Consider the following 22,027-nt stretch of genomic DNA (forward strand, 5'->3'; position numbering starts at 1 on the left):
GATGAATCTTGGCGGTTTTACAAATAAAGAAGTAATAGTAGATTTATCAGCAGGTTTAGTAGAATATAGACCTATCAATGAAGAGGATGCTAAAAAATACATCGGCGGGCGCGGTCTCGGTGTAAAATATGTTCTTGATAATGGGCCGCAGGTTGAACCATTATCTGAGGATAATATTTTATGTATTATGACAGGTCCTGTAACCGGTTCGCGTTCTTCCATGAGTGGACGCCTTTGTGTCGTGACAAAATCACCTTTAACTGGTACTGTAACAGATTCACATATGGGTGGTTGGACTGCAGCGCGCTTGAAATGGGCAGGTGTAGATAATATTATTTTCAAAGGAAAAAGCGACCGTCCTGTTTATCTTTATATTGAAAATGGAGAGGCAGAGCTTCGTGACGCTTCCGAGTTCTGGGGATTAAGTACAAGAGCAACCATTAAAGCAATGAAGGAAAAATACGGTGAAAAAGACCTTTCTGTTATGACAATTGGTCAGGCAGGAGAAAATCTTGTTCGCTTTTCCGGCTTCATGAATGAGCATGACCGAGCTGCAGGACGCGGCGGTACTGGAGCTGTTGCCGGCTACAAAAATCTGAAGGCGATTGTCATTAAGGCAGAACAAAAAGGAAATATGCCGCAGCCTAAAAATGCGGATGAATATAAGAACGCAAATAAGAAAGCCGTTAAAGCAATCTTAGAAGGCGGATTAACAGCACCTAATAAAGGTGGCTTATCTGTTTACGGGACAAACGTATTGATGAACCTAATCAATGAAGTAGGTGCCCTTCCAACAAAGAACTCTCAAATTTCTCAATGGGAGCATGCTGAAAAGATCAGCGGAGAGTTTGTCAATGAACATCTTCTTGTCTCAAATAATGCCTGCCATGCCTGTCCAGTGGCTTGTAAAATTGAGGTCGAAGTAAAAGAGGGACCATACAAAACAAGAGTAGAAAGTGTTGAATTTGAATCTGCTTTTGCTCTTGGTTCAAACTGTTTAGTAAGTGATGCTAAAGCAATTTCTTATATGATTGACTTATGTAATGAATATGGTTTAGATACGATTGAGCTTGGTCATGCCTTCTCTGTCACAATGGAAGCTTCTGAAAAAGGTCTCACTGATGAGAAGCTAGAGTGGGGCGATGCAGACGGCATGATTCGTTTAACAAATGATATTGTCTTCCGCAAAGGAATTGGCGATTGTTTAGCAGAAGGTCCTGCACGTGCTGCTGCCCAGTGGGGTGCTCCAGAGATTTCAATGTCTGTTAAAGGACAATCTATTCCTGCCTACGATCCACGCGGTATTCAAGGGATTGGTCTTGGCTACGCAACTAGTAACCGCGGTGCCTGTCACTTACGTGGTTACACGGTTGCCAGTGAAATTGCCGGTATTCCAGAGCCAACAGACCGCCTAAAGCCAGAAGGTAAAGGTGAATTATTAAAAGTATTCCAAGATTTACATGCTTTTGGTGATTCAATGGATATTTGTAAATTCTCTTCTTTCTCTGAAAATGCAGAGCATTATGCTGAACAATACAGCGGAATGACTGGAATCCCAATGACTGCAGATGATGTCATGAAGGCCGGAGAACGCATTTACAATCTTGAGCGTTACTACAATAACCTAGCGGGCTTTGACAAGCCTGAAGATGATTTCCTACCTAAGCGCTTTACTGATGAGCCTGCAACAGGTAATAGCGCTGGAGAAGTAAGCCGTATGGATATCATGCTGAAAGAATACTATGATGCTCGCGGCTGGAAAGACGGTATCGTTTCAGAGGAAAAACTGCGTGAATTAGAAATTTTACCAAACTAACCCAGCTTAATAAGCACAATAAAATAATAGAAAAAGGCACCTGCTTTTATGCAGATGCCTTTTCTTCATTTAAAACTTTTTATCATTAGCCGCCGGCTCTAAAGGTTTTTTTACGATAGTTATTAATTACCCACTCCAAGATTTCAAGATTCTCAGCCATAAAACGGATATGCACCGCATTTACCTTAAAAGCCGCTGTAAAAGCAATTTCTTCTTCACAAAGGATCTCCGCACTCCAATTTTCTCCATAATAAGAGATCGGAAATGAATCACTATCCTTTCTTCCGCCTAATTCTTCAAAATACATACCAAGATGATGTAGAGGAATCCCGCGAAATTCCAAATCCTTTGTTTTCAAATTACCCACCTGCCACAGGAGGAAAGAGAGCAAACTGATCCTGCTCTGACACTTTCGTTTGCAGATCATCCGCATGAATAATATTTCTGCCATTGATATAGACATGAACAAATGGCTTTAACTTTCTTTCCTCAGTAAATATCTCTTCCTCTAACGGAGGAAACATTGCGATCATTTTCTCTAATACATCAATTACTCTATCTCCATCCGGATGAACTTCTACAGTCACTCCTCCGCATATTTGCCGAAGATTTGCAAATACCTTAACCTGCACTTTGAATCGACTCCTTCTTCATTATACTCTGTATTTTAGAGTATAATATTGATGACTGAATATACATTAAAATGATAAAAAAGCCGGCTCACAAAATGAGAGCCAGCTTTATTTAATTTACAAGCCGCTGCGCTTCAAGCAGCTGGAACGTGCGAACTTTACGCGGCAAAAATCTTCTAATTTCATCTTCGTTATATCCAACCTGCAGCCTTTTCTCATCAATAATAATAGGTCTGCGTAATAAACCAGGATTATCTTTAATTAATTGAAATAATTCGTGTAATGGCATTGTTTCAAGATTAACATCTAACTTTTGAAAAGATTTAGAACGAGTTGAAATAATTTCGTCAGTCCCATCTTCTGTCATTCGGAGAATTTCTTTTATCTCATTGATAGTTAGTGGCTCTGAAAAAATATTTCTTTCTTTATAAGGAATTTCGTGTTCTTCTAACCATGCTTTTGCTTTTCGGCATGATGTACAACTTGGTGAAGTATATAACGTAACCATTTTCAATCCACTCCCTTATCATTAGACATGCTCTATATATCGTAAAAATATTTTGTTATTATCATAGCATTCTTAAATTAAAATAAGTTTAATTAAGTAATTTATATTGTTTATTATACACCATTAAATAGTGTTTTGGTATCCTTTTTTTGAAAAAAGAATTTAAATTAATCGAATTATTTACTATTTTCCTTCTATAACAGAATCTACTAATATTAAACGAATTAGAAAGGAAAAAGTTTCACTTTTTCTAAAAAAAGTTTAGATTATTTTTTCAAAAATCTATTTATATATCTAAACATCAATATACTTAAAGCCCTTTTCATTCACATATTTTAAAGCAGTCATTTTCTCAATTATAGTTTTGAAACTGAAAACAATTTCTTATCCATTCAAAATAGAAATAGGCATTATTATAATATAACTTCATTAAGCAGTTTATCATTTTTTAAAAGGCATTCGCCTTTATTTTTTTTACTATTTAAAAAGATTTTCTTTCAAAATCTTCTGGATTTATAATACAATGTAAGTAAGGAACACACACTCCTTCAATCTCATAAGGACTTTTGAAATTCCAGGTAATGGAGGTTTATTATGGTTGCTTATATTGTTGATTTTCTTTTAGTTGCTTTATTAATTATCGGAATAACTGCCATTAACGGGATCATCACAGATGGAATCGGAAATAAACTGTTTGGCAGAAACAAAAAATCTGTATTTGTCAATCAATCAGCCCGAATCCAAACAGGATGGAAAAATGTAGGTGGAAGTAAAAAATAAAACGATCTCACTAAGAGATCGTTTTTTTATTAGGCATTATTCTTCTTTTTCAATTCTTCATATTCTTTCTGCGAACAATAAACATAATGATTTGGTGTAACCTCACGCATTTCCAACTTCTCATCTGCTGCGTAATGGTGTTCAGCAGGATCATACGTTATCCGCTCCCGAGTTCTTTCCGTTTCAGGATCCGGTACAGGAATCGCTGACAATAATGACTTTGTATATGGGTGCATTGGGTTATTATATAAATCCTCCGCAGGCGCCAGCTCAACCAGCTTACCAAAATACATAACACCTATACGGTCACTAATATACTTTACCATTGACAAATCATGAGCAATAAAAAGATAGGTTAAACCTTTTTCACGCTGAAGTTGTTTCAATAGGTTAACAACCTGCGCCTGAATCGATACATCAAGTGCTGATATCGGTTCGTCAGCAATAATAAAATCAGGCTTTACGGCGAGCGCTCGGGCGATACCTATTCGTTGTCTTTGTCCACCAGAGAATTCATGCGGATAACGGTTTGCATGCTCCTTGTTAAGACCGACTGTTTCAAGCAGCTCATAGACACGTTCCATACGTTCCTGTTTACTGTTTGCTAACCCATGAATATCAATGCCTTCTGCAATAATATCAGCAACTGTCATACGTGGATTTAAGGATGCATAAGGATCTTGAAATATCATTTGCATTTTTCGGTTAAACTTTTTCAAGTCTGCCTTTGACTTTTTGCCATGGACATTTTCCCCATTAAATAATACCTGCCCGCCTGTTGCATTATATAAACGAATAATCGTACGGCCTGTTGTTGATTTGCCGCAGCCTGATTCTCCAACAAGTCCAAGTGTTTCTCCTTTATATATATCAAAGGTAACACCATCAACAGCCTTAACCATATTCGGTTTTCCAACATTAAAATACTGTTTTAGGTTTTTTATTTCCAATAGTTTCTCTGCCATTTTATTTCCCCCCTTCTACTAAAATTGGTTTTTCGAATGTGGAGGATAACTTTCGAATGCGGCGTTTTACTGAAGCCGGCGGTTCCACCTTTGGCGCTTCAGGATGAAGAAGCCAGGATTTCACAAAGTGAGTATCAGAAACCTGATATAACGGCGGCTCTTGTTCGAAATCAATCGCAAGAGCATATTGATTTCTGGCAGCAAATGCATCTCCCTTTGGCGGATTTGTTAAATCTGGCGGAGTTCCTGGAATGGCTGCAAGTTCTTCCTCATCGTCATTTTCAAGACTCGGCATTGAAGCTAATAATCCCCATGTATATGGGTGTCTTGGATCATAAAAAATCTCGTCAACCGTTCCAGATTCAATAATTTGACCAGCATACATTACAGCGACTCGATCGGCAACATTTGCCACTACCCCTAAATCATGGGTGATAAAAATAATTGAAGTATCCATTTTAGCCTGCAGGTCTTTCATCAATTCAAGAATTTGCGCTTGAATTGTAACGTCAAGAGCTGTTGTTGGTTCATCAGCAATTAATAGCTTTGGATTTGCCGCCAGCGCAATGGCTATCATTGCTCTTTGTCTCATCCCGCCGGAAAATTCATGCGGATATTGATTAACACGTTTTTCCGGCATTGGGATGCCAACAAGCTTCAATAGTTCAACTGCTCTAGCCTTTGCCGCATTTTTATCCATTTTCTGATGCTTAATCAACACTTCCATTATTTGTTTCCCAACTTTCATCGTTGGGTTTAACGAAGTCATCGGATCCTGGAAAATCATGCTTATTTCTTTTCCTCGAATGCTTTCCATTTCTTTTTCTGTTTTCGATACAATATCCTGGCCTTCAAGCAGGATTTGTCCTCCTGTAATTTTCCCTGGCGGCTTCGGAATTAATTGCATTAGTGTTTGTGCAGTCACACTTTTTCCTGATCCAGATTCACCGACAATAGCTAATGTTTCACCTTTATACAAATCAAAGGAAACACCGCGAACAGCCTGTACATCTCCTCCATATGTGTGGAATGAGACATTTAAATTTTTCACTTCTAATAACTTTTCCATCTTCTCACTCCTATTTACGAAGTCGTGGGTCTAGTGCATCACGTAAACCATCTCCAATGACATTAAATGCAAAAATCGTTAAGCAGATAAATGTTGCTGGGAAAAACAGTCTCCATGGATAATACCTTAATGCAGGCAGACCATCAGATGCCATCGTGCCCCAGCTCGCTAAAGGCGGTGTAAGCCCTAACCCTAGAAAGCTCAAGAAAGCTTCTGTGAAAATCGCTGACGGAATGGTCAGTGTCATCGTTACAAGAATAGGTCCCATTGCATTAGGAATAAGATGCTTACTCATGATTCTTGATGTTCCTGCCCCAAGTGTACGTGAAGCTAGTACATATTCTTGACCTTTTAATGAAAGAACCTGACCACGGACAATCCGTGACATATTTACCCAGCCGGTTATGGACATGGCTAATATCATCGTACTTAAGCTTGATCCTAATACAACCATTAGTAAAATAACGAGTAATAAATAAGGAATTCCATATAATACATCGGCAGTACGCATCATATATTCGTCAACACGTCCGCCTTTATATCCAGCAATCCCGCCCCAGAATACTCCGATTGTCAAATCAATAAATGCTGCGGCAAGTCCAATAAAAATGGAAATGCGGGCACCTTCCCAAGTACGCGTAAATACATCACGACCTAAATCATCGGTACCAAACCAATGTTCAGCGGAAGGAGGCTGATTTTTATTAGATAAATCATTTGAAGCATAGTCATAACCAGAAATCATTGGTCCAAAAATGGCCATAATGATTAATAGAGCAAGGATAACAACACCGACCAAAGCCAGCTTATTTTTTCTGAATCGATACAAAACATCTTTCCAAAAGGAAAGACTCGGTTTAGAAATTTTTTCAGCATCTGCAGATTTCGTTCCAACGAGTTTAAAAAGATCTTTATTCTCCATTTTTACTCTCCCTTCTTCCCGCCAGCTAATTTAATGCGAGGGTCAATAAGTCCATACGCAATATCGACAAGGAGAATACATACAAGCAGAAGAATACTATAAAAAGCGGTGATTCCCATGATAACGGTATAATCACGATTCGTTATACTTGTTACAAAGTGTGAGCCCAAACCTGGAATACCAAAGATCTGCTCAATAACAAAGCTTCCTGTAATGATTCCTGCCGCAAGAGGGCCCATATAGGAAACGACAGGGAGCATAGCATTTCGTATTGCATGTTTGACTGTGATTACTCCTTTACTTAACCCTTTTGACTTGGCTGTTTTAATATAATCATTGGCTAAAACCTCAAGCATTGAAGAACGGGTAAGCCGAGCGATATAGGCCATAGGGGAAGCTGCGAGTGCAAGTGCCGGCAAGACGGTGTGCATTGGAGATTCCCATAAAGCAACTGGGAAAATTCCCATTTTTATGGCAAGAACATATTGCAATAAAGTAGCGAGGATAAAGGATGGCATAGAAATACCGAAAACTGCTACAACCATTGCACTGTAATCAGCCCACTTATTATGATTAAGCGCAGCAATAACTCCTAATAAGACTCCTACAGCTACTGCAATGAGAATGGCTTCAACCCCCAATGTAAGCGAAACTGGGAATCCTTCATTGATTAAATCGTTGACCGTTTGGCTTTTATATTTAAAAGATGGACCGAAATCCCATTTTGCTAACCTTACTACGTAGTCCCAATATTGAGCATACCAAGGCTGATCTAAACCATAAAAAGCGTTCAAGTTTGCTTCAATTTCAGGAGGCAGTTTTTTCTCTGATGTAAAGGGGTTTCCCGGTGCTAATCGCATGAGGAAGAACGTTGCTGTAATAATCGCCCATAATGACAAAAGCATATACAGCAATCTTTTTGCAATATATTTAACCAATGTCAAACACCTCCAATATAATTTCTAAAAAATTAAACTTTTATATCCTATCAGCAACGAAGGTATATGGGTCGAGACCCATATACCTTACGTTGGAAAAATCATATCTTATTCAAAGTGTGCCCATTTGAATTGAACATCACCAAGACCTGAAACAGCTACTTCTTTTAAGTTTTCATCTTGAACCCAGTTATTTGTGTAGAAATAAATTGGAATAACAGGCATTTCATCCATAAAGATTTCTTCCGCTTGTTTTAACAGGTCTTGACGCTTTTCAGGATCGGATTCTGTAGCTGATTGATCTAATAATGCTTGGAAATCTTTATTTTCCCAGCCAGTATCATTATTTCCACCAGTTGCAGAATAGTACGCTTCAAGGAAGTTGATTGGATCGTTAAAATCGCCTAACCAGCCCATACGAGCAATATTGTAATCAAGCGATTGCACTTGTTCGATATAAACCTTCCATTCAGCATTATTTAACGTAACTTCAACACCTAAATTTTGCTTCCACATATCTTGGACGGCTTGGGCAATCTTTTGATGTCCTTCATCCGTATTATAAGAAAGCGCTACTGGCGGCATTTCAGAAACATCTTTATATCCTAATTCTTCTAAGCCCTTTTTCAGATATTCTTTTGCTTTTTTCACATCATTATCTTTGAAGTAGCCTTTTTCATTCTCAGGGAACATAGTTGGCGGCACGATTGCCATTGCCGGTAGTTGTCCTCCCTGTGTTACGTTGTCAATAAGCTCTTGACGATTAATTGCTAATGCAAAAGCTTTACGAATGTTTGCATTGTTAAACGGCTCAACAGTTGTGTTTAATTTGTAATTGTAAATACCAGCAATGGACTCTGTATGAAGTCTACCTTCATCTTTAAGTGCTGGCAGTGCATCCTGTGGCAGGTTTCCTGTTGGCATTCCCGCCCAGTCTAACTCGCCACTGTCAAACATCGATAGTTCTGTGTTTGGATCGTTTACCATAATCATTGTGATGTTTTTTAACTTAACAGTGTCAGCATCCCAATAATCTTCATTCTTTTCAAGAACAATTTTATCGCTGTGTGACCATTCAGTCATTTTGAAAGGTCCGTTCGTTGTATAGTTTTCACCAGCATCATTTGCCCAGTCTGGGTTTGCTTCAGCGATTTTACTGTTAACTGGTAAATACGTATAAAATGCAGTAAGTTCTAAGAAAAATGGAGTTGGATTTGTAAGCTTAACTTCCAATGTTTTGTCATCAAGTGCCTTTACACCCACTGCATCAGCATTACCAGTGCCTTCATTGAAAGCTTGCGCACCCTCAATATAATAAAGCTGGTATGAATATGGCGAAGCGTTAGCAGGATCTAATGCCCATTTCCATGCATATTCAAAATCCTTTGCCGTAACAGGGTCACCGTTTGTCCATTTTGCATCACGAAGAGTAAACGTGTAAGTTTTTTGATCTTCTGAAATTTTGACATCTTCGGCTGCCGCTAATTCTGCTTTTCCATCAAGGTTAATACGTGATAAACCTTCAAATACCTGGCGAAGGACAGTACCTGATGTAGAATCCTCTGCTAATCCAGGATTTAGAGTTGGAGGTTCTGTATTAATATTAATCCGGAGATCTTGCGCTGCTTTTTTTGCCCCATCTTTACTGCTACCTGCTTCATCTTTACCGCCACCACAAGCAGCTAAAAACATGCTCAGAACAAGCAGCATACTTAAAAAAAGTAATGTTCTTTTCTTCATGTTGTACCCTCCTTAAATATTAACAACTCTCTTTTTACACCCAATAAAAACAAATGTACGCCCATGGTATATTACTTAAATAATCCGAATCTTTCTCTTATAAAAAACAGATTTTAAACAATTTTATTTATACTAATATATTTACTCTAAAAACGAATATGATATATTAATATAATTTAGAAAATTATATTTAGTCTTTTCCATATGTACAAATGTCTTATCAGCTAAAAAAAATGTTGATAAATCTAATTATAGATTAAATAATTAATTTGACAAGCAAAAATCATTAGACAGTATTTATTATCCCCAAATAACTTAAATTCATGTTACTAGATAACAACTTTTTCGCAATTAATTATTTCGATATATTTTCTTTATTTTCATCTATTCTTTCGTATATATTTTCCATTTTATTGACAAACAGATCCTTTCCCGTGAACTAATCTTAACTTGATTTTTTCCCACAATTACGCTATTTTATTAGTAAGAATACATAATTAAAGTTTATATTGACGGCTTTGACAAAGATTAGTACACTATTTTGAAGGTTTTTAGAGAGTTTGTGGTTGGTGAGAACAAACAACCTGGATAGTAGAATGGACTTTTGAGCTTTGGTGTGGAAACGCTTAACCATGATTGGACTACACTTCAACGTTTATCTCACGTTATCGGGACTTCTCCTGCTTTAGGAGAAATAAAGTGACTCACATTGAGTAATTAGGGTGGCAACGCGGACCATTCGTCCCTATTGGTAATAGGGATGAATGGTCTTTTTTAAGCCAAAAATAATTTAGTCTTGTATATTGACATTAGAACATACCCCAGCTCCATTCTATCAGCTGAATATAAACTTAACTTACCAATAATCAATTCTTTGAGGAGGATAAAACATGAAAACCATTTTTTCCGGTATTCAACCAAGCGGTACGATTACGCTTGGAAATTATATCGGTGCATTAAAACAATTTGTCGAACTGCAGGATGAGTACAACTGTTATTTTTGCATCGTTGATCAACATGCCATCACAGTGCCACAGGATCCGATTGTATTACGTAAAAACATCCGATCTCTTGCTGCATTATACCTTGCAGTCGGCCTGAACCCTGATAAGGCAACGTTATTTATTCAATCTGAAGTTCCTGCACATGCACAGGCAGCTTGGATGATGCAATGCATCTCTTATATTGGAGAACTTGAACGCATGACGCAGTTTAAAGATAAATCAGCTGGAAAAGATGCAGTTTCTGCTGCTCTTTTAACCTATCCCCCGCTTATGGTGGCAGATATTATATTATACAGTGCAGACCTTGTACCTGTTGGAGAGGATCAGAAGCAGCATCTCGAACTAACACGTGATTTAGCAGAACGCTTTAATAAGAAATATAATGATATTTTCACCATACCTGAAGTTCGAATTCCAAAGGTTGGCGCACGCATTATGTCTCTTCAGGAACCAACCAAAAAAATGAGTAAATCCGATCCAAATCAAAAAGCATTTATTTCTTTGCTGGATGATGCTAAACAAATTGAAAAGAAAATCAAAAGCGCAGTTACTGATTCAGATGGTATTGTTCGATATGATGTCGAGAATAAGCCAGGCGTTTCTAACTTGCTTTCGATTTATTCAATCTTTTCTGGAAAAACGATACCAGAAGTAGAATCAGCATACGAAGGAAAAGGATACGGTGATTTCAAAGGTGATTTGGCAAAAGTCGTTATCGAGGCTCTTAGTCCAATTCAACAAAAATATTATGATTTAATGGAATCATCTGAGTTAGACGATATCCTTGATAAAGGTGCTGAAAAGGCAAATCAAGTGGCAAGTAAAATGCTGAAAAAGATGGAAAATGCCATGGGCCTAGGACGGAAACGCAGAAGATAATTCATCAGGGTTTTAGAAAAGAAAAAGGAGCTGACATGTATCAGCTCCTTTTTTAATTCACTTTATGACCTTGTTCCATATCCCATAATTTTTCAAAAAATGGTTGTCCCTTTATAATATTCTCGCAAAAGTTTTCGTGCTTTTCTGTCCAGCCAAATTTCGACTGCTCATATAACTGCTCCCATGCTTCATCAAATTCAAGATCTTGAATGGCTTGATATAAATCAGGTCTCCACTCTGTATACCAATAACGGACTTCCGCCACATTTTTTGATGTATAGAGCTGATCCAATGCCATAAATAAGAGCTGCTTCAATTGTCTTTCTTTTCTAGTAAGCCCTTTCATAAGTTCTGGCTGCGGTGAAAGGATATGGAATTCCTTTATTTGTGTTGGAGCCGGAGTAAAGTCATAATGCATAACTTCACTTGTTTCCAACATTTCAAAAGCTAATTGTTCTTGCCTTGGAATCAACCTGCTTTTACGGATTGGAATACTATAGCCAATAGTATCAACGGCTAAAATACCGACTCCATCAGAGACCACAAAACAATAATCAAGCTGACACCGCTCATGATTTTTTCGTAAAAAAGCCTTTTGATAAATTTCATCCAATAATTGCTGCGGTAATTCCGCCATGTCATTTTCAATGTAGTTATAAAGAACAGGGTCTATTTTTAATAAAGGGACTTGATCAAGTAATTCGACGCTGTCATCTTTGCGCCACTCATGAAAATGGCAAACATTATAGCCATTTTCTTCCCCTTCAAACCAGTTAACCCAAACATCATGAAGATACATCATTTATTAACCCCTCACTTCAACTAACTGTTTGTCATTCAGTATAGGCAGATAAGAGTTAAATTATTCCTTAAAGTACATATTACAACCATATTTTGTTCATATTGGAATCACGTTAATCAAGCATATCCTCTGACTTTATTGTAAAGGAATCCTGTATGGATAAACGCTTCTTTTTACTTGCATTTTCAATAAGCCAATACCCTATAGCATAGCCAAGAAGATCCGGATAACGGCCCTTTCCAAAAAGGATAGCATCATGTAAAGGTTCCGATCTTTTCGTTTGCAGATGTTTCTTGACATCTCTTTCCCAATAATAGCGAAGCTCTTTATCACTGTAACGTGAAACCCAATTTGCATTATAATCATCACCACAGGATTTCGTTACTGCATATTCAGCAAAGCCTTCCATGACAAGGGAATCAAGCAGGGTATATTGTTGAAATGGTTTGTCTAATCGACTTAATCGGCAGACATGATGATATTCATGCACAAACAATGCTTCAAGCTCTTTTTCATCCTTATAAAATGGAGAGAGAAACAGAAACATTCCTTCTTTGAAAGATACTCCACCTTTCATTTCACTTCTAGAATTTCTCCTCTTTCCAAACGGAAAGATATAGACAGGTATATCAGGTCCATTCCACTTTTTCTGATACCTCGCAAAAATATGTTCTACCCGCTGCCATATATGATCCTTGAGCAAATTATGATAGATATCTTTTGTCATGCGATTGGGTCTATACATCCCAAAGGAAAGTAAGTATTGATAGAATTGTGATTCGCTTTTGTCTTTATCTAACGGCTTTAGTCGGCTGCATATTTCTAACGGATCATTAAAATGATCACGAAGCCATTGGTCTGTTCTTTCAATCCCCATTGCAGTCATCCTCCCTTTCACAATATATGAAAAAGAGTTTAATTTGTTAGTAAGGAGAAAAAAGAAACAGAATCGAAAAGGCCGCATTTACTGAAACATGCGGCCTTTTCTAGAAACTTAAATCCTTTTATTTACTTTTCAAATTTCTTGAAAACAAGCGTAGCATTATGTCCGCCAAAGCCTAGTGAATTACTCAATACCGTTTTCACTTCCTGCTTTCTTGCTTCATTTGGAACATAATCTAAATCACATTCTGGATCTGGTGTTTGATAATTGATCGTAGGCGGAATAATTCCTTCTTTTATCGTAAGAGCCGAAATAATTGCTTCGATTCCTCCAGCAGCCCCTAAAAGGTGACCTGTCATTGATTTAGTCGAACTGATTGCTAATTTATTTGCGTGATCAGCAAAAACTTCTTTAATCGCCGCTGTTTCAAACTTATCATTATAGGCTGTACTTGTTCCATGTGCATTAATATAATCTATTTCTTTAGGCTTTAAGCCCGCATCATTAATAGCCATTTTCATGGCCCGGGCACCGCCTTCTCCTCCTGGAGCAGGCGCTGTAATATGATAGGCATCAGCTGTAGCACCATATCCGACAATCTCTGCATAAATGTGCGCACCACGTGCTAACGCATGCTCTAAGTCTTCTAATACCATAATGCCTGCCCCTTCTCCAAGAATAAAGCCATCCCTGTTTAAATCAAATGGACGGCAGGCCGTTTTAGGGTCTGGATTTGTACTAAGAGCAGTATTAGCACAGAAACCTGCTACTGACATATTTGTAATTGGCGCTTCAGCACCGCCAGTTACCATAGCAATGGCGTCACCACGCTGAATGACTTTAAAGGCATCGCCAATTGAATTTGTGCCTGTTGCACAAGCAGTCACAGTACAAGAATTAAAGCCCCTTGCCCCAAGTGTAATTGATACTTGACCTGCTGCCATATCAGGAATTAACATCGGTACAAAGAAAGGGCTGACTCTTCGATAGCCTTTATTGATAAAGTTCTGGTATTGATTCTCAAATGTCTCCATTCCACCAATTCCAGACCCAATCCAAACGCCGATTCGATCTGAATTCTCTTCATTAATATCAAGACCTGCATCCTTAACTGCCATAAGTGAAGCAGCAACCGCAAATTGAGTAAACCGATCCATTTTGCGAGCATCTTTCTTATCGATAAAATCTTCAGGTTCAAAATCCTTTACCTCTGCTGCTACTTTTGCCGGGAAGTCATCAGCATTTACTCTTGTTAATGGACCAATTCCACAAACCCCTGCGATTAAATTGTTCCATGTAGTTTCTATATCATTACCTAGCGGCGTTACAGCACCGATTCCCGTAACAACGACTCTTCGTTTTTCCATTCCGAATGCAACTCCTTTATCATACTATTTATTTTCTTCCATGCTATCCTTATGTTTAACGGCCCCAACGTAAAGCAATAGCACCCCATGTTAAACCGCCGCCAAAGCCAACCATCACGATGATATCATCATCCTTAATTTTACCTGCTTCTACCTCTTCTGCCATGGCAATTGGGATTGATGCTGAAGAGGTATTACCATATTTTCTAATTGTTTTTGACATTTTTTCATCAGGAAGTCCTAATCGTTGTCTTGAAGCCTCCATAATACGAATATTTGCCTGATGAGGGATGAGAAAATCAACATCTTCTTTATTAAGGCCTGCTTTTTCGATTACGTTAACAGAGCTGTCTGCCATTTGACGAACAGCAAACTTAAATACCTCTCTGCCATTCATGATAATGTATTCATCCTGATATAAATGCTTGGCACCAGTACCATCTGCACCAAGTTCAAATGATAGGACACCTCTTCCTTCAGAAACACGCCCCATGACAACAGCTCCTGCACCGTCTCCAAACAGCACGGCTGTATTACGGTCACTCCAATCTGTTATCTTGGATAACTTTTCTGCACCAACAACTAGGACATATTTATATGAATCACTTTCAATAAACTGCTTCGCCGTTATCATTCCGTACATAAATCCTGCACATGCTGCACTTAAGTCCATTGCGGCAGCATTTTTTGCACCAAGACGTTCCTGCAGCATACATGAAACAGTTGGAAATGGATGATCGGGTGTCACAGTTGCAACTAAAATTAATCCAATTTCCTCAGCGGATATGTTTGCATCTTTCAGAGCTTCTACTGCAGCCTGGTAGGCTAAATCTGAAGTGTCTGTATCATCATCAGCAATTCTGCGTTCCTCTATCCCTGTTCTGGTTCTTATCCATTCATCATTTGTATCGACCATTTTTTCTAATTCGTGATTTGTTAATACTTTTTCAGGTAATGCTTTGCCAATTCCTAGTATTCCTGCATTCATTATGTTCACTCCTTAAAAGCTGTTTTTCGTTAATTGCATATCATTAGACTAACTTTATTATCAAATATTATGACTTGGTACTAATTTTAACCTATAGTTAGGAAGTTTCGCAACATTATATATGATAAATAATTGACTCTTACTTTACAGAGAATCTTAAAAAGTCCATTCCATTCTTTATAATTTTCATATTTTATAGTATAGCTCGATCAAAGGAGGGGTTGGGATGGAGCATGAGGAAAATAAGGAATTTCATGTAGAAGAGCATGAGGAAAATAAGGAATCTCATGTAGAAGAGCATGATCGATTTACAAGATTTATGTTTGGCGATCGGAGAAACCGTCATTTCCAACATAAAGAGGATCAGGATAGGGAACCTTCTGCTGCAAATCAAGGTAATCAGATCCATGATTTATTATCGAATGTAGATATTGATGAGTTAATGAAAAATATAGATACATTCATGAGCAGTACTTCGCATTTTAAACCATTACTGAATAAGCTGGCGCCACTCATCAACAAGTGGATCAAGTAAATAAAAGAAAAAGGCTGCCCCTTCAAAGTCGCAGTCTTTTTCTTTTATTCATTGGGAAGTTTCCCTGTTTCTTTATATCTCTCAATGGAGCGATTTAATTCTTCAATAAATTTCTGATCTAATAATGGACTGAATGTTCCAAGTGAAATGACATCATTTTGAAAGTCATAGGTTATATTCCCAGGCTTCAGTTGCCCATTATTAAATTTTTCTGCCGTGATCTCGTATAACTGATCGACATCTTGAATGGTACTTGTAAGCACCGTCTTATTCCCTAAATCTGATTGATCGGAAACATAGCCAATGGCATAGAGTCCCATTTCCTTTACTCTTTCAATTACAGGAACACTATAGCTGTCACCGACAGGATATAGAATATCACAATGATTTGTCATCATCGCATCGGCTATCAGCATAGCCTTTTCTTGATCATCAAAATCATTTACATACTGGATATCGACTAGAGCATTTTTGTTTTGATATTTAACCCCTTCAGAAAAACCCTTTACTTCCGGCTGCCATTCATAAGCTGGAATTACGCCAATACGATTCGTTTTTGTCACATGACCAGCAACCATGCCAGCAAAAAAACCACTCGCATACGAATCAAAGATCAAACTTGTTACATTTTTGTTTTTGGCGTCACCGTTAAACGTGATAAAATGTATCTTTGGGTATTTTGGAGCTATGTCTGCGAAGTATTCATCATATTCATGGCCGTGCCCATATATTAAATTGACGCCTTTTTGAGCAAATTCCTTTATGGCTCTTTCGACGACATTCTTGGAATTCATCCCTTCCTTATAATAAACGTCAACTTGAAAACGGGATTGAATTTTCAGCAAACCTTTGTACCCCTTTGTGCCCCATGCTTGATCATTAATACTATCAGGTATTAATAGACCCACTTTTTTCAGCTCATCTTGATTTCCAGCTTGTCCACACGAAGCTAATACAACTACCATCAGACACAAAAGAAGGATAACAAACCGTTTCAATACAATGCAACTCCCGTTTTATCAATCATCCTTTTAACATTTTACCTATAAAACGCTTCAGTTGGTAGTCCTTTTTTTACTATCTGACTATTTTAATTGCTTTAGCCTGACTAGATGTCTTTTTTGTGTTTCAACTCCTTCCGAAAGGATTGTACCATCTACTTGTAATACAACAATATCCTCATTTACCTTCAGTTCTTCATTAGTTTTCTCTATAGTTGTGTTTTTTAATATTGTGGAAGCTGCTTTATACCAATGGTCGTTTATCGAACTTTCTAAGAGGATCTCCAAATTTTCCTTCTTCTCAACTTGAGCCAAGATACGAGTGATTACATCACTGATAAAAAGGGCATCGTTAGTCCATTCCCGTTTATCAATCTTTAATGGTTTGTCAGGATTAAGGAGTGCTTTTTGAAACGTAAAATGATGCGGCTGCCAAGGTCCATAGACTGTCGGTAAGTAATAGATTTGGAAATCCTTCTGCCTTTTTACTAGTTGTAATGGAAAATCAGCAGCGAACGTTTTATTACTCAACTGAACAGGTACAATTAAAATACATTGTGCCGCCCCATTAACGATCGATTGATTGATCATTGATTCCAGTTCATTCTCTTTATGCATCCGATAATAGCTGTAATAATCAATAAACAAGACGCTATTATCTAATAATGACTGTCCTGGTTCAAAGAAGGTTTCATCTTTTTCAATAAAATTACTATTTCTTCCAACACTTAAACGCTTTTCTTCCAAATAATCATCATCATGTAAGGATGGTAAATGAATCCCGATTACTTCTACCCCTTTTTCAAGCAATGAAAGACATAGATGGAACCCAATAAACTCATAGGCTCCAATAATAACAGCCTTGTCCATATAATTAAGCCTCCCTGTAACAGTAAATCTTACCTCATCATATGCACAGGGAGTGCCAATAATATCTAAACAACATGAATAAGGGTTTATTTCATTACGAATTTGTACACTGAATAAGCAAGACGATTTTATAAAATTTTTTCATGGCTTTTTAAGAAATGAATGATCTGGTTATCCATTTGCAGTCTTTTTTCCGGAACCATATAACAAACAGAAATAAGTTGCTTCTCTTCTTCCCATTTCTTCGATAGTTGATTGAGTAAATAGGATTGCTTGTAGGCACGACTGTCTGCTAACACGTGAATCATTTTTATTGGTACATTTGGGTTTGATGTGGGCGGTGGAGCGTCAACATGCTGCAGTTCCTCTACAATTGATTCAATATTACATTCGTAGGATTCAGAGAGTTCCCTCATTATTTTTTTATAAAAAAATTTACGATCCTTTTCCAATTCCAAGTGCTGCTGTAAAGACAAAATCGGGTTAATTAGAACAACAGAGCGAATCGAGCCTTCGAGTTCTTTTAATAATTTCAGTGCTACCAACGCCCCCATTCCTTCTGCTATAATGTGGATTTTGGCATTCAATATTTCCGAACGCATCATATGTTCATATAGTCGCTTTGCCAGTTTAACCGCTTTGCCGCTTCCCCAATTTCGGCCATATAAATTACTATAAAATAATGTATAGCCTGCCTTTTGCAGTGATTTTAACAAGGCATGCTTTCCTTCATTTTGTAACCAATAACTTGTATTTTCATCAACAAAATGTCTTTCGTCCCCAATGATAAGGATACCGAAACCTAGTGGTCTTTCCGGATAGTGAATAATATTCCATTCGGTATCCAATTGAAAGTTCCGGATCTCCATTACATTCTCCCCTTCACGGTATTTTATATAATCAGCTGCCTTTTAAACCTCGTCATAGTTCAAAAGCTTTTTACACTTTGATGCTCTTATTATTAATGTATGTAAGGAAATGAAAAATGAATGGGATTCAGCCTAGTTTGTACTAAATGAATAGAATTAGGGGAAATCTATAGTTAATTCTCACGCCAAAGTTTTCTTTATTATTTGACAGCAATATGCTAAGATAGATTAAGATATAAAAGGGTTAGAGGTGAATTTGGTGCGCTATTTTTGGACATTATTTTGGACTGTTCTTCTTATGGAAATGATTACATACGTAGTAAGTTCTATGCTTGGTGCCGAGTTTCATGCTGAAACAGGTGCGATTTTAGGGGTTGTTACGACAATCTTAATATCCATTATTCCTGCCATCCTTCCAGACACACCTTCTGGACATGACGGTGCTCATTAATTGCTTCCATAAAGAGAATCTTAGGGAAACAGAGGCTGACTCAATGAAGAGTCAGCCTTTTTTCTGGTTGTTTATGAATGATTAGCTTGTTCCTTATATGATTTCAAAGCCAATATCATTATTTTCAACAATGATGGTGACCTCTTTATTTTCTCGTATCTCACCTGAAATAATGGCACGGGCCAGTTTTGTCTCTAGATTTCTTTGGATAAACCGTTTTAGTGGCCGCGCTCCATATACTGGATCAAAACCGTTTTCTGCAATATATTCTTTTGCATCGTCATTTATACGTAATCTAATTTGCTGCTCTTGAAGTCTCAATTGCAGCTCTTTCATTAATTTCCCAACAATATCCTTAATATTTTGTAATGTAAGTGGTTTAAACAAAATAATCTCATCCACTCGATTCAAGAACTCTGGGCGAAAATGACTTCGCAGCTGTCCCATGACTAGATCCCGTGTTTCCTCTCTTATATCTTCTTCCCCATCATGCTGATCAAGCAGAAAATGGGAACCGATATTAGAAGTCATGATGATGACTGTGTTTTTACAGTCAACGGTTCTTCCTTGAGAATCTGTAATTCTGCCATCGTCGAGCATTTGCAGCAGGATATTGAATACTTCCGGATGGGCTTTTTCAATTTCATCTAAAAGGATAACGGAATAGGGTCTCCTTCTCACTGCCTCTGTCAACTGTCCGCCTTCCTCATATCCTACATATCCCGGCGGCGCTCCAATAAGCCTTGAAACGGCATGCTTTTCCATATACTCAGACATATCGATACGAATAATTTGCTCTTCGCTGTCAAATAAACTTTGAGCTAACGCCTTAGCAAGCTCTGTTTTCCCTACACCTGTCGGCCCAAGGAAAATAAACGAACCAATTGGGCGTTTTGGATCTTTTATTCCAGCTCTTGCCCTTAAAACAGCATCGGATACCAACTCAACAGCTTCATTTTGTCCAATTACCCTTTCATGGAGTATACTTTGAAGTCTAAGCAGCTTTTCACGCTCACCTTCAACTAGCTTTGTAATCGGAATTCCTGTCCAACGGGCTACAATTCCGGCAATCTCGTCTTCTGTCACTTCTTCTCTTAACAATCTTTCCCCTTGCTTGTTATTTATCTCAGCTTCTATTCGCTTCAACTCTTTTTCCAAAGCAGGTATTCTTCCATGTCTAAGCTCAGCAGCTTTATTTAAGTCATATTCGTTCTCTGCTTTTTCTAGTTCACGTCTTAATTTCTCCAATAACTCTCTTTTTTCCTGTACCTTTTGAATTCCTTCCTTTTCCAGCTGCCATTTGGCTCTCATCGCATCAGCCTGCTCACGAAAATCTGCCAATTCTTTTTGTAAAGAAATGAGTCTTTCTTTGCTTGCCTCATCACTTTCTTTTGCTAATGCAGCCTCTTCAATTTCCAGCTGCATAACTTTTCTTGTCACTTCATCTAATTCTGAAGGCATTGAATCGATTTCCGTCCTGATCATGGCACATGCTTCATCAATTAAATCGATTGCTTTATCAGGTAAAAATCGGTCAGAAATATAGCGATCTGAAAGGGTTGCTGCAGCCACTAATGCCCGGTCATGAATGTTCACGCCATGATGTACTTCAAATCTTTCCTTTAAACCTCGTAAGATTGAAATCGTATCTTCAATATCAGGCTCTTCAACAAGGACCTGTTGGAAACGCCGTTCTAAAGCCGGGTCTTTTTCAATGTATTTTCGGTATTCATCAAGCGTTGTTGCACCAATACAGTGAAGTTCTCCTCTAGCTAACATCGGCTTCAACATATTTCCGGCATCCATTGCCCCTTCTGATTTTCCGGCCCCAACAATTGTGTGTATTTCATCGATGAACAGTAAAATCCTACCGTCACTTTTCTTCACTTCATTTAAGACAGCTTTTAACCGTTCTTCAAATTCACCACGAAATTTTGCTCCGGCAATTAAAGCACTCATATCAAGTGAGAAGATCGTCTTATCCTTTAATCCTTCCGGTACATCTTTACGGACTATCCGTTGTGCGAGCCCTTCGACAATCGCCGTTTTACCAACTCCTGGTTCGCCGATCAAAACAGGATTGTTTTTGGTTTTTCTTGATAATATTCGAATCACATGGCGGATTTCACTATCCCTGCCAATAACTGGATCAACTTTTCCCTTTTTCACTTCCTGCACTAAATCTCTTCCATACTTTTTCAATGCCTCATATGTTCCTTCTGGATTTTGCGATGTCACCCTTTGATTCCCCCTAATATCTTTAATAATAAGCAGCAGAGATTTTAGGTCGATTCCTTTATCTTTTAAGTAATTTCCCACTTCAGACGGCAGTGAGACAGCTGCAATGATAATATGTTCAATAGATAGATAATCATCATGAAATTGCTTCATATATTTTTCTGCTTCGGCCAATACCCGATGCAGTTGATTTGTGATATACAGTTTCCCTTGCTCAACACCGCTGCCAGAAACACGCGGCCTTTTTAATAAGAATTGTTGCAGATCGTTCCTAAAATCTGCAGCCTTCACCTTTGTTTTTTCAAGGATAGAAGTGATTAGACTAGCATCATCTTCCAGCAGTGCAAGGAATAAATGAACCTCATCCACTTCCTGATGCTCTTCTCTGACAGCAATTGACTGGGCGTCCATAATCGCTTTTTGTACTTTTTCAGTCATTTGATTGATGTCCATTTTTCGTTGCCTCCATTTGACCTTTTTTGACCTTTAATTTTATTATACCCCGCTTTTATAGAAAATAAAAGTAAGTCGGCATTGATTACATGCAAAAAGACCATCCGTGAAGGATGGCCTTTTTGATTATGGTTTTCGTGCATATGTCCAAACACGATTATGATTTGAATTTTCAGGAAAGGCATCTCCAGCCCTGAGCTTTAATCTCTTTGGATTAACCACCGTGCTTCCTGTTTCACCAATTTCTATATAAATACCATTGTTCGGAGCCTTTTGGCCGGCACGAAACTGACGATTTTGACCCATTACATTCCCTC

Annotated in this window: 22 protein-coding genes and 1 other annotated feature; of the genes, 5 read left to right on the forward strand and 17 right to left on the reverse strand. The window is 37.9% G+C overall.

What is annotated here, in order from left to right; all coding sequences use genetic code 11:
- Position 1: 1 nt before the first annotated feature.
- The gene (locus tag R4Z09_RS22920; RefSeq protein WP_338449038.1) at positions 2 to 1,816 is read left to right on the forward strand and encodes an aldehyde ferredoxin oxidoreductase family protein; all 1,815 of its coding nucleotides are present in this window, start codon (positions 2 to 4) and stop codon (positions 1,814 to 1,816) included.
- 85 nt (positions 1,817 to 1,901) lie between these two features.
- On the opposite strand, the gene R4Z09_RS22925 is transcribed toward R4Z09_RS22920, so the two are convergent.
- From R4Z09_RS22925 to spxA, 3 genes are all read right to left on the reverse strand, one after another.
- Positions 1,902 to 2,174 carry a hypothetical protein gene (locus R4Z09_RS22925; protein ID WP_338449039.1) on the reverse strand — a complete coding sequence of 91 codons (273 nt, stop codon included), beginning with the start codon at positions 2,172 to 2,174 and terminating at the stop codon, positions 1,902 to 1,904.
- Position 2,175: 1 nt separating this feature from the next.
- On the reverse strand, positions 2,176 to 2,448 hold the full coding sequence (locus R4Z09_RS22930; protein WP_338449040.1) for a ubiquitin-like small modifier protein 1: 273 nt from the start codon (positions 2,446 to 2,448) through the stop codon (positions 2,176 to 2,178).
- A gap of 112 nt (positions 2,449 to 2,560) precedes the next feature.
- Positions 2,561 to 2,956: a transcriptional regulator SpxA gene (gene spxA / locus R4Z09_RS22935; RefSeq protein WP_338449041.1), complete on the reverse strand. Its 396-nt coding sequence runs from the start codon at positions 2,954 to 2,956 to the stop codon at positions 2,561 to 2,563.
- Positions 2,957 to 3,550: 594 nt separating this feature from the next.
- Here spxA and R4Z09_RS22940 point away from each other — a divergent pair.
- Entirely contained in the window at positions 3,551 to 3,736 is a 186-nt protein-coding gene (locus R4Z09_RS22940) for a hypothetical protein (protein WP_338449042.1), read from the forward strand.
- Between the two features lie 29 nt (positions 3,737 to 3,765).
- Here the strand turns inward: R4Z09_RS22940 and R4Z09_RS22945 are convergent, their stop codons facing one another.
- From R4Z09_RS22945 to R4Z09_RS22965, 5 genes are all read right to left on the reverse strand, one after another.
- On the reverse strand, positions 3,766 to 4,701 hold the full coding sequence (locus tag R4Z09_RS22945; RefSeq protein WP_338449043.1) for an ABC transporter ATP-binding protein: 936 nt from the start codon (positions 4,699 to 4,701) through the stop codon (positions 3,766 to 3,768).
- A gap of 1 nt (position 4,702) precedes the next feature.
- Complete coding sequence (locus tag R4Z09_RS22950) at positions 4,703 to 5,770, reverse strand: ABC transporter ATP-binding protein (RefSeq protein WP_338449044.1); 1,068 nt, start codon at positions 5,768 to 5,770, stop codon at positions 4,703 to 4,705.
- Between the two features lie 10 nt (positions 5,771 to 5,780).
- Positions 5,781 to 6,692, reverse strand: a complete 912-nt coding sequence (locus R4Z09_RS22955; RefSeq protein WP_338449045.1) for an ABC transporter permease — start codon at positions 6,690 to 6,692, stop codon at positions 5,781 to 5,783.
- 2 nt (positions 6,693 to 6,694) lie between these two features.
- Positions 6,695 to 7,630 (reverse strand): ABC transporter permease, encoded by a 936-nt coding sequence (locus R4Z09_RS22960; protein ID WP_338449046.1) that lies wholly within the window; start codon positions 7,628 to 7,630, stop codon positions 6,695 to 6,697.
- Between the two features lie 108 nt (positions 7,631 to 7,738).
- Positions 7,739 to 9,370: a peptide ABC transporter substrate-binding protein gene (locus R4Z09_RS22965; protein ID WP_338449047.1), complete on the reverse strand. Its 1,632-nt coding sequence runs from the start codon at positions 9,368 to 9,370 to the stop codon at positions 7,739 to 7,741.
- A gap of 509 nt (positions 9,371 to 9,879) precedes the next feature.
- Positions 9,880 to 10,120, forward strand: a binding site (T-box leader).
- 140 nt (positions 10,121 to 10,260) lie between these two features.
- Between R4Z09_RS22965 and trpS the strand changes: the two genes are divergently transcribed.
- Complete coding sequence (gene trpS / locus R4Z09_RS22970) at positions 10,261 to 11,253, forward strand: tryptophan--tRNA ligase (protein ID WP_338449048.1); 993 nt, start codon at positions 10,261 to 10,263, stop codon at positions 11,251 to 11,253.
- A gap of 52 nt (positions 11,254 to 11,305) precedes the next feature.
- Here trpS and R4Z09_RS22975 read toward each other — a convergent pair whose 3' ends face one another.
- The 4 genes from R4Z09_RS22975 to R4Z09_RS22990 form a co-directional block, all read right to left on the reverse strand.
- Positions 11,306 to 12,055 (reverse strand): YjbA family protein, encoded by a 750-nt coding sequence (locus tag R4Z09_RS22975; RefSeq protein WP_338449049.1) that lies wholly within the window; start codon positions 12,053 to 12,055, stop codon positions 11,306 to 11,308.
- A 112-nt stretch (positions 12,056 to 12,167) separates the two neighbouring features.
- On the reverse strand, positions 12,168 to 12,932 hold the full coding sequence (locus tag R4Z09_RS22980; RefSeq protein ID WP_338449050.1) for a DUF2268 domain-containing protein: 765 nt from the start codon (positions 12,930 to 12,932) through the stop codon (positions 12,168 to 12,170).
- Positions 12,933 to 13,063: 131 nt separating this feature from the next.
- Positions 13,064 to 14,305 (reverse strand): beta-ketoacyl-ACP synthase II, encoded by a 1,242-nt coding sequence (gene fabF / locus R4Z09_RS22985; RefSeq protein ID WP_338449051.1) that lies wholly within the window; start codon positions 14,303 to 14,305, stop codon positions 13,064 to 13,066.
- A 55-nt stretch (positions 14,306 to 14,360) separates the two neighbouring features.
- Positions 14,361 to 15,293, reverse strand: coding sequence for a beta-ketoacyl-ACP synthase III (locus R4Z09_RS22990; RefSeq protein WP_338449052.1), 933 nt, complete (start codon positions 15,291 to 15,293; stop codon positions 14,361 to 14,363).
- Positions 15,294 to 15,519: 226 nt separating this feature from the next.
- On the opposite strand from R4Z09_RS22990, the gene R4Z09_RS22995 reads away from it, so the two are divergent.
- On the forward strand, positions 15,520 to 15,828 hold the full coding sequence (locus R4Z09_RS22995; RefSeq protein ID WP_338449053.1) for a hypothetical protein: 309 nt from the start codon (positions 15,520 to 15,522) through the stop codon (positions 15,826 to 15,828).
- A gap of 44 nt (positions 15,829 to 15,872) precedes the next feature.
- Here the strand turns inward: R4Z09_RS22995 and R4Z09_RS23000 are convergent, their stop codons facing one another.
- The 3 genes from R4Z09_RS23000 to R4Z09_RS23010 form a co-directional block, all read right to left on the reverse strand.
- The gene (locus tag R4Z09_RS23000; RefSeq protein WP_338453336.1) at positions 15,873 to 16,793 is read right to left on the reverse strand and encodes a BMP family ABC transporter substrate-binding protein; all 921 of its coding nucleotides are present in this window, start codon (positions 16,791 to 16,793) and stop codon (positions 15,873 to 15,875) included.
- A gap of 120 nt (positions 16,794 to 16,913) precedes the next feature.
- Positions 16,914 to 17,699 carry a hypothetical protein gene (locus tag R4Z09_RS23005; RefSeq protein WP_338449054.1) on the reverse strand — a complete coding sequence of 262 codons (786 nt, stop codon included), beginning with the start codon at positions 17,697 to 17,699 and terminating at the stop codon, positions 16,914 to 16,916.
- A 128-nt stretch (positions 17,700 to 17,827) separates the two neighbouring features.
- Positions 17,828 to 18,568 (reverse strand): hydrolase, encoded by a 741-nt coding sequence (locus R4Z09_RS23010; protein WP_338449055.1) that lies wholly within the window; start codon positions 18,566 to 18,568, stop codon positions 17,828 to 17,830.
- A 259-nt stretch (positions 18,569 to 18,827) separates the two neighbouring features.
- On the opposite strand from R4Z09_RS23010, the gene R4Z09_RS23015 reads away from it, so the two are divergent.
- Positions 18,828 to 19,019, forward strand: a complete 192-nt coding sequence (locus tag R4Z09_RS23015) for a YjzD family protein (protein WP_338449056.1) — start codon at positions 18,828 to 18,830, stop codon at positions 19,017 to 19,019.
- Positions 19,020 to 19,112: 93 nt separating this feature from the next.
- Here R4Z09_RS23015 and clpB read toward each other — a convergent pair whose 3' ends face one another.
- Entirely contained in the window at positions 19,113 to 21,710 is a 2,598-nt protein-coding gene (gene clpB / locus R4Z09_RS23020) for an ATP-dependent chaperone ClpB (RefSeq protein WP_338449057.1), read from the reverse strand.
- 126 nt (positions 21,711 to 21,836) lie between these two features.
- Positions 21,837 to 22,016, reverse strand: coding sequence for a YjzC family protein (locus R4Z09_RS23025; RefSeq protein WP_338449058.1), 180 nt, complete (start codon positions 22,014 to 22,016; stop codon positions 21,837 to 21,839).
- Between the last annotated feature and the right edge of the window lie 11 nt (positions 22,017 to 22,027).

Source organism: Niallia oryzisoli (genome assembly GCF_036670025.1).
Classification (GTDB): Bacteria; Bacillota; Bacilli; order Bacillales; family Cytobacillaceae; genus Bacillus_BD; species Bacillus_BD oryzisoli.

Bases quoted from the DNA above. Each gene is read 5' to 3' on its own strand.
- R4Z09_RS22920 (WP_338449038.1), top strand. From the start codon at position 2: ATGAATCTTGGCGGTTTTACAAATAAAGAAGTAATAGTAGATTTATCA.
- spxA (WP_338449041.1), bottom strand. From the start codon at position 2,956: ATGGTTACGTTATATACTTCACCAAGTTGTACATCATGCCGAAAAGCA.
- R4Z09_RS22940 (WP_338449042.1), top strand. From the start codon at position 3,551: ATGGTTGCTTATATTGTTGATTTTCTTTTAGTTGCTTTATTAATTATC.
- R4Z09_RS22945 (WP_338449043.1), bottom strand. From the start codon at position 4,701: ATGGCAGAGAAACTATTGGAAATAAAAAACCTAAAACAGTATTTTAAT.
- R4Z09_RS22950 (WP_338449044.1), bottom strand. From the start codon at position 5,770: ATGGAAAAGTTATTAGAAGTGAAAAATTTAAATGTCTCATTCCACACA.
- R4Z09_RS22955 (WP_338449045.1), bottom strand. From the start codon at position 6,692: ATGGAGAATAAAGATCTTTTTAAACTCGTTGGAACGAAATCTGCAGAT.
- R4Z09_RS22965 (WP_338449047.1), bottom strand. From the start codon at position 9,370: ATGAAGAAAAGAACATTACTTTTTTTAAGTATGCTGCTTGTTCTGAGC.
- trpS (WP_338449048.1), top strand. From the start codon at position 10,261: ATGAAAACCATTTTTTCCGGTATTCAACCAAGCGGTACGATTACGCTT.
- R4Z09_RS22975 (WP_338449049.1), bottom strand. From the start codon at position 12,055: ATGATGTATCTTCATGATGTTTGGGTTAACTGGTTTGAAGGGGAAGAA.
- R4Z09_RS22980 (WP_338449050.1), bottom strand. From the start codon at position 12,932: ATGGGGATTGAAAGAACAGACCAATGGCTTCGTGATCATTTTAATGAT.
- fabF (WP_338449051.1), bottom strand. From the start codon at position 14,305: ATGGAAAAACGAAGAGTCGTTGTTACGGGAATCGGTGCTGTAACGCCG.
- R4Z09_RS22990 (WP_338449052.1), bottom strand. From the start codon at position 15,293: ATGAATGCAGGAATACTAGGAATTGGCAAAGCATTACCTGAAAAAGTA.
- R4Z09_RS22995 (WP_338449053.1), top strand. From the start codon at position 15,520: ATGGAGCATGAGGAAAATAAGGAATTTCATGTAGAAGAGCATGAGGAA.
- R4Z09_RS23000 (WP_338453336.1), bottom strand. From the start codon at position 16,793: ATGGTAGTTGTATTAGCTTCGTGTGGACAAGCTGGAAATCAAGATGAG.
- R4Z09_RS23005 (WP_338449054.1), bottom strand. From the start codon at position 17,699: ATGGACAAGGCTGTTATTATTGGAGCCTATGAGTTTATTGGGTTCCAT.
- R4Z09_RS23010 (WP_338449055.1), bottom strand. From the start codon at position 18,568: ATGGAGATCCGGAACTTTCAATTGGATACCGAATGGAATATTATTCAC.
- clpB (WP_338449057.1), bottom strand. From the start codon at position 21,710: ATGGACATCAATCAAATGACTGAAAAAGTACAAAAAGCGATTATGGAC.
- R4Z09_RS23025 (WP_338449058.1), bottom strand. From the start codon at position 22,016: ATGGGTCAAAATCGTCAGTTTCGTGCCGGCCAAAAGGCTCCGAACAAT.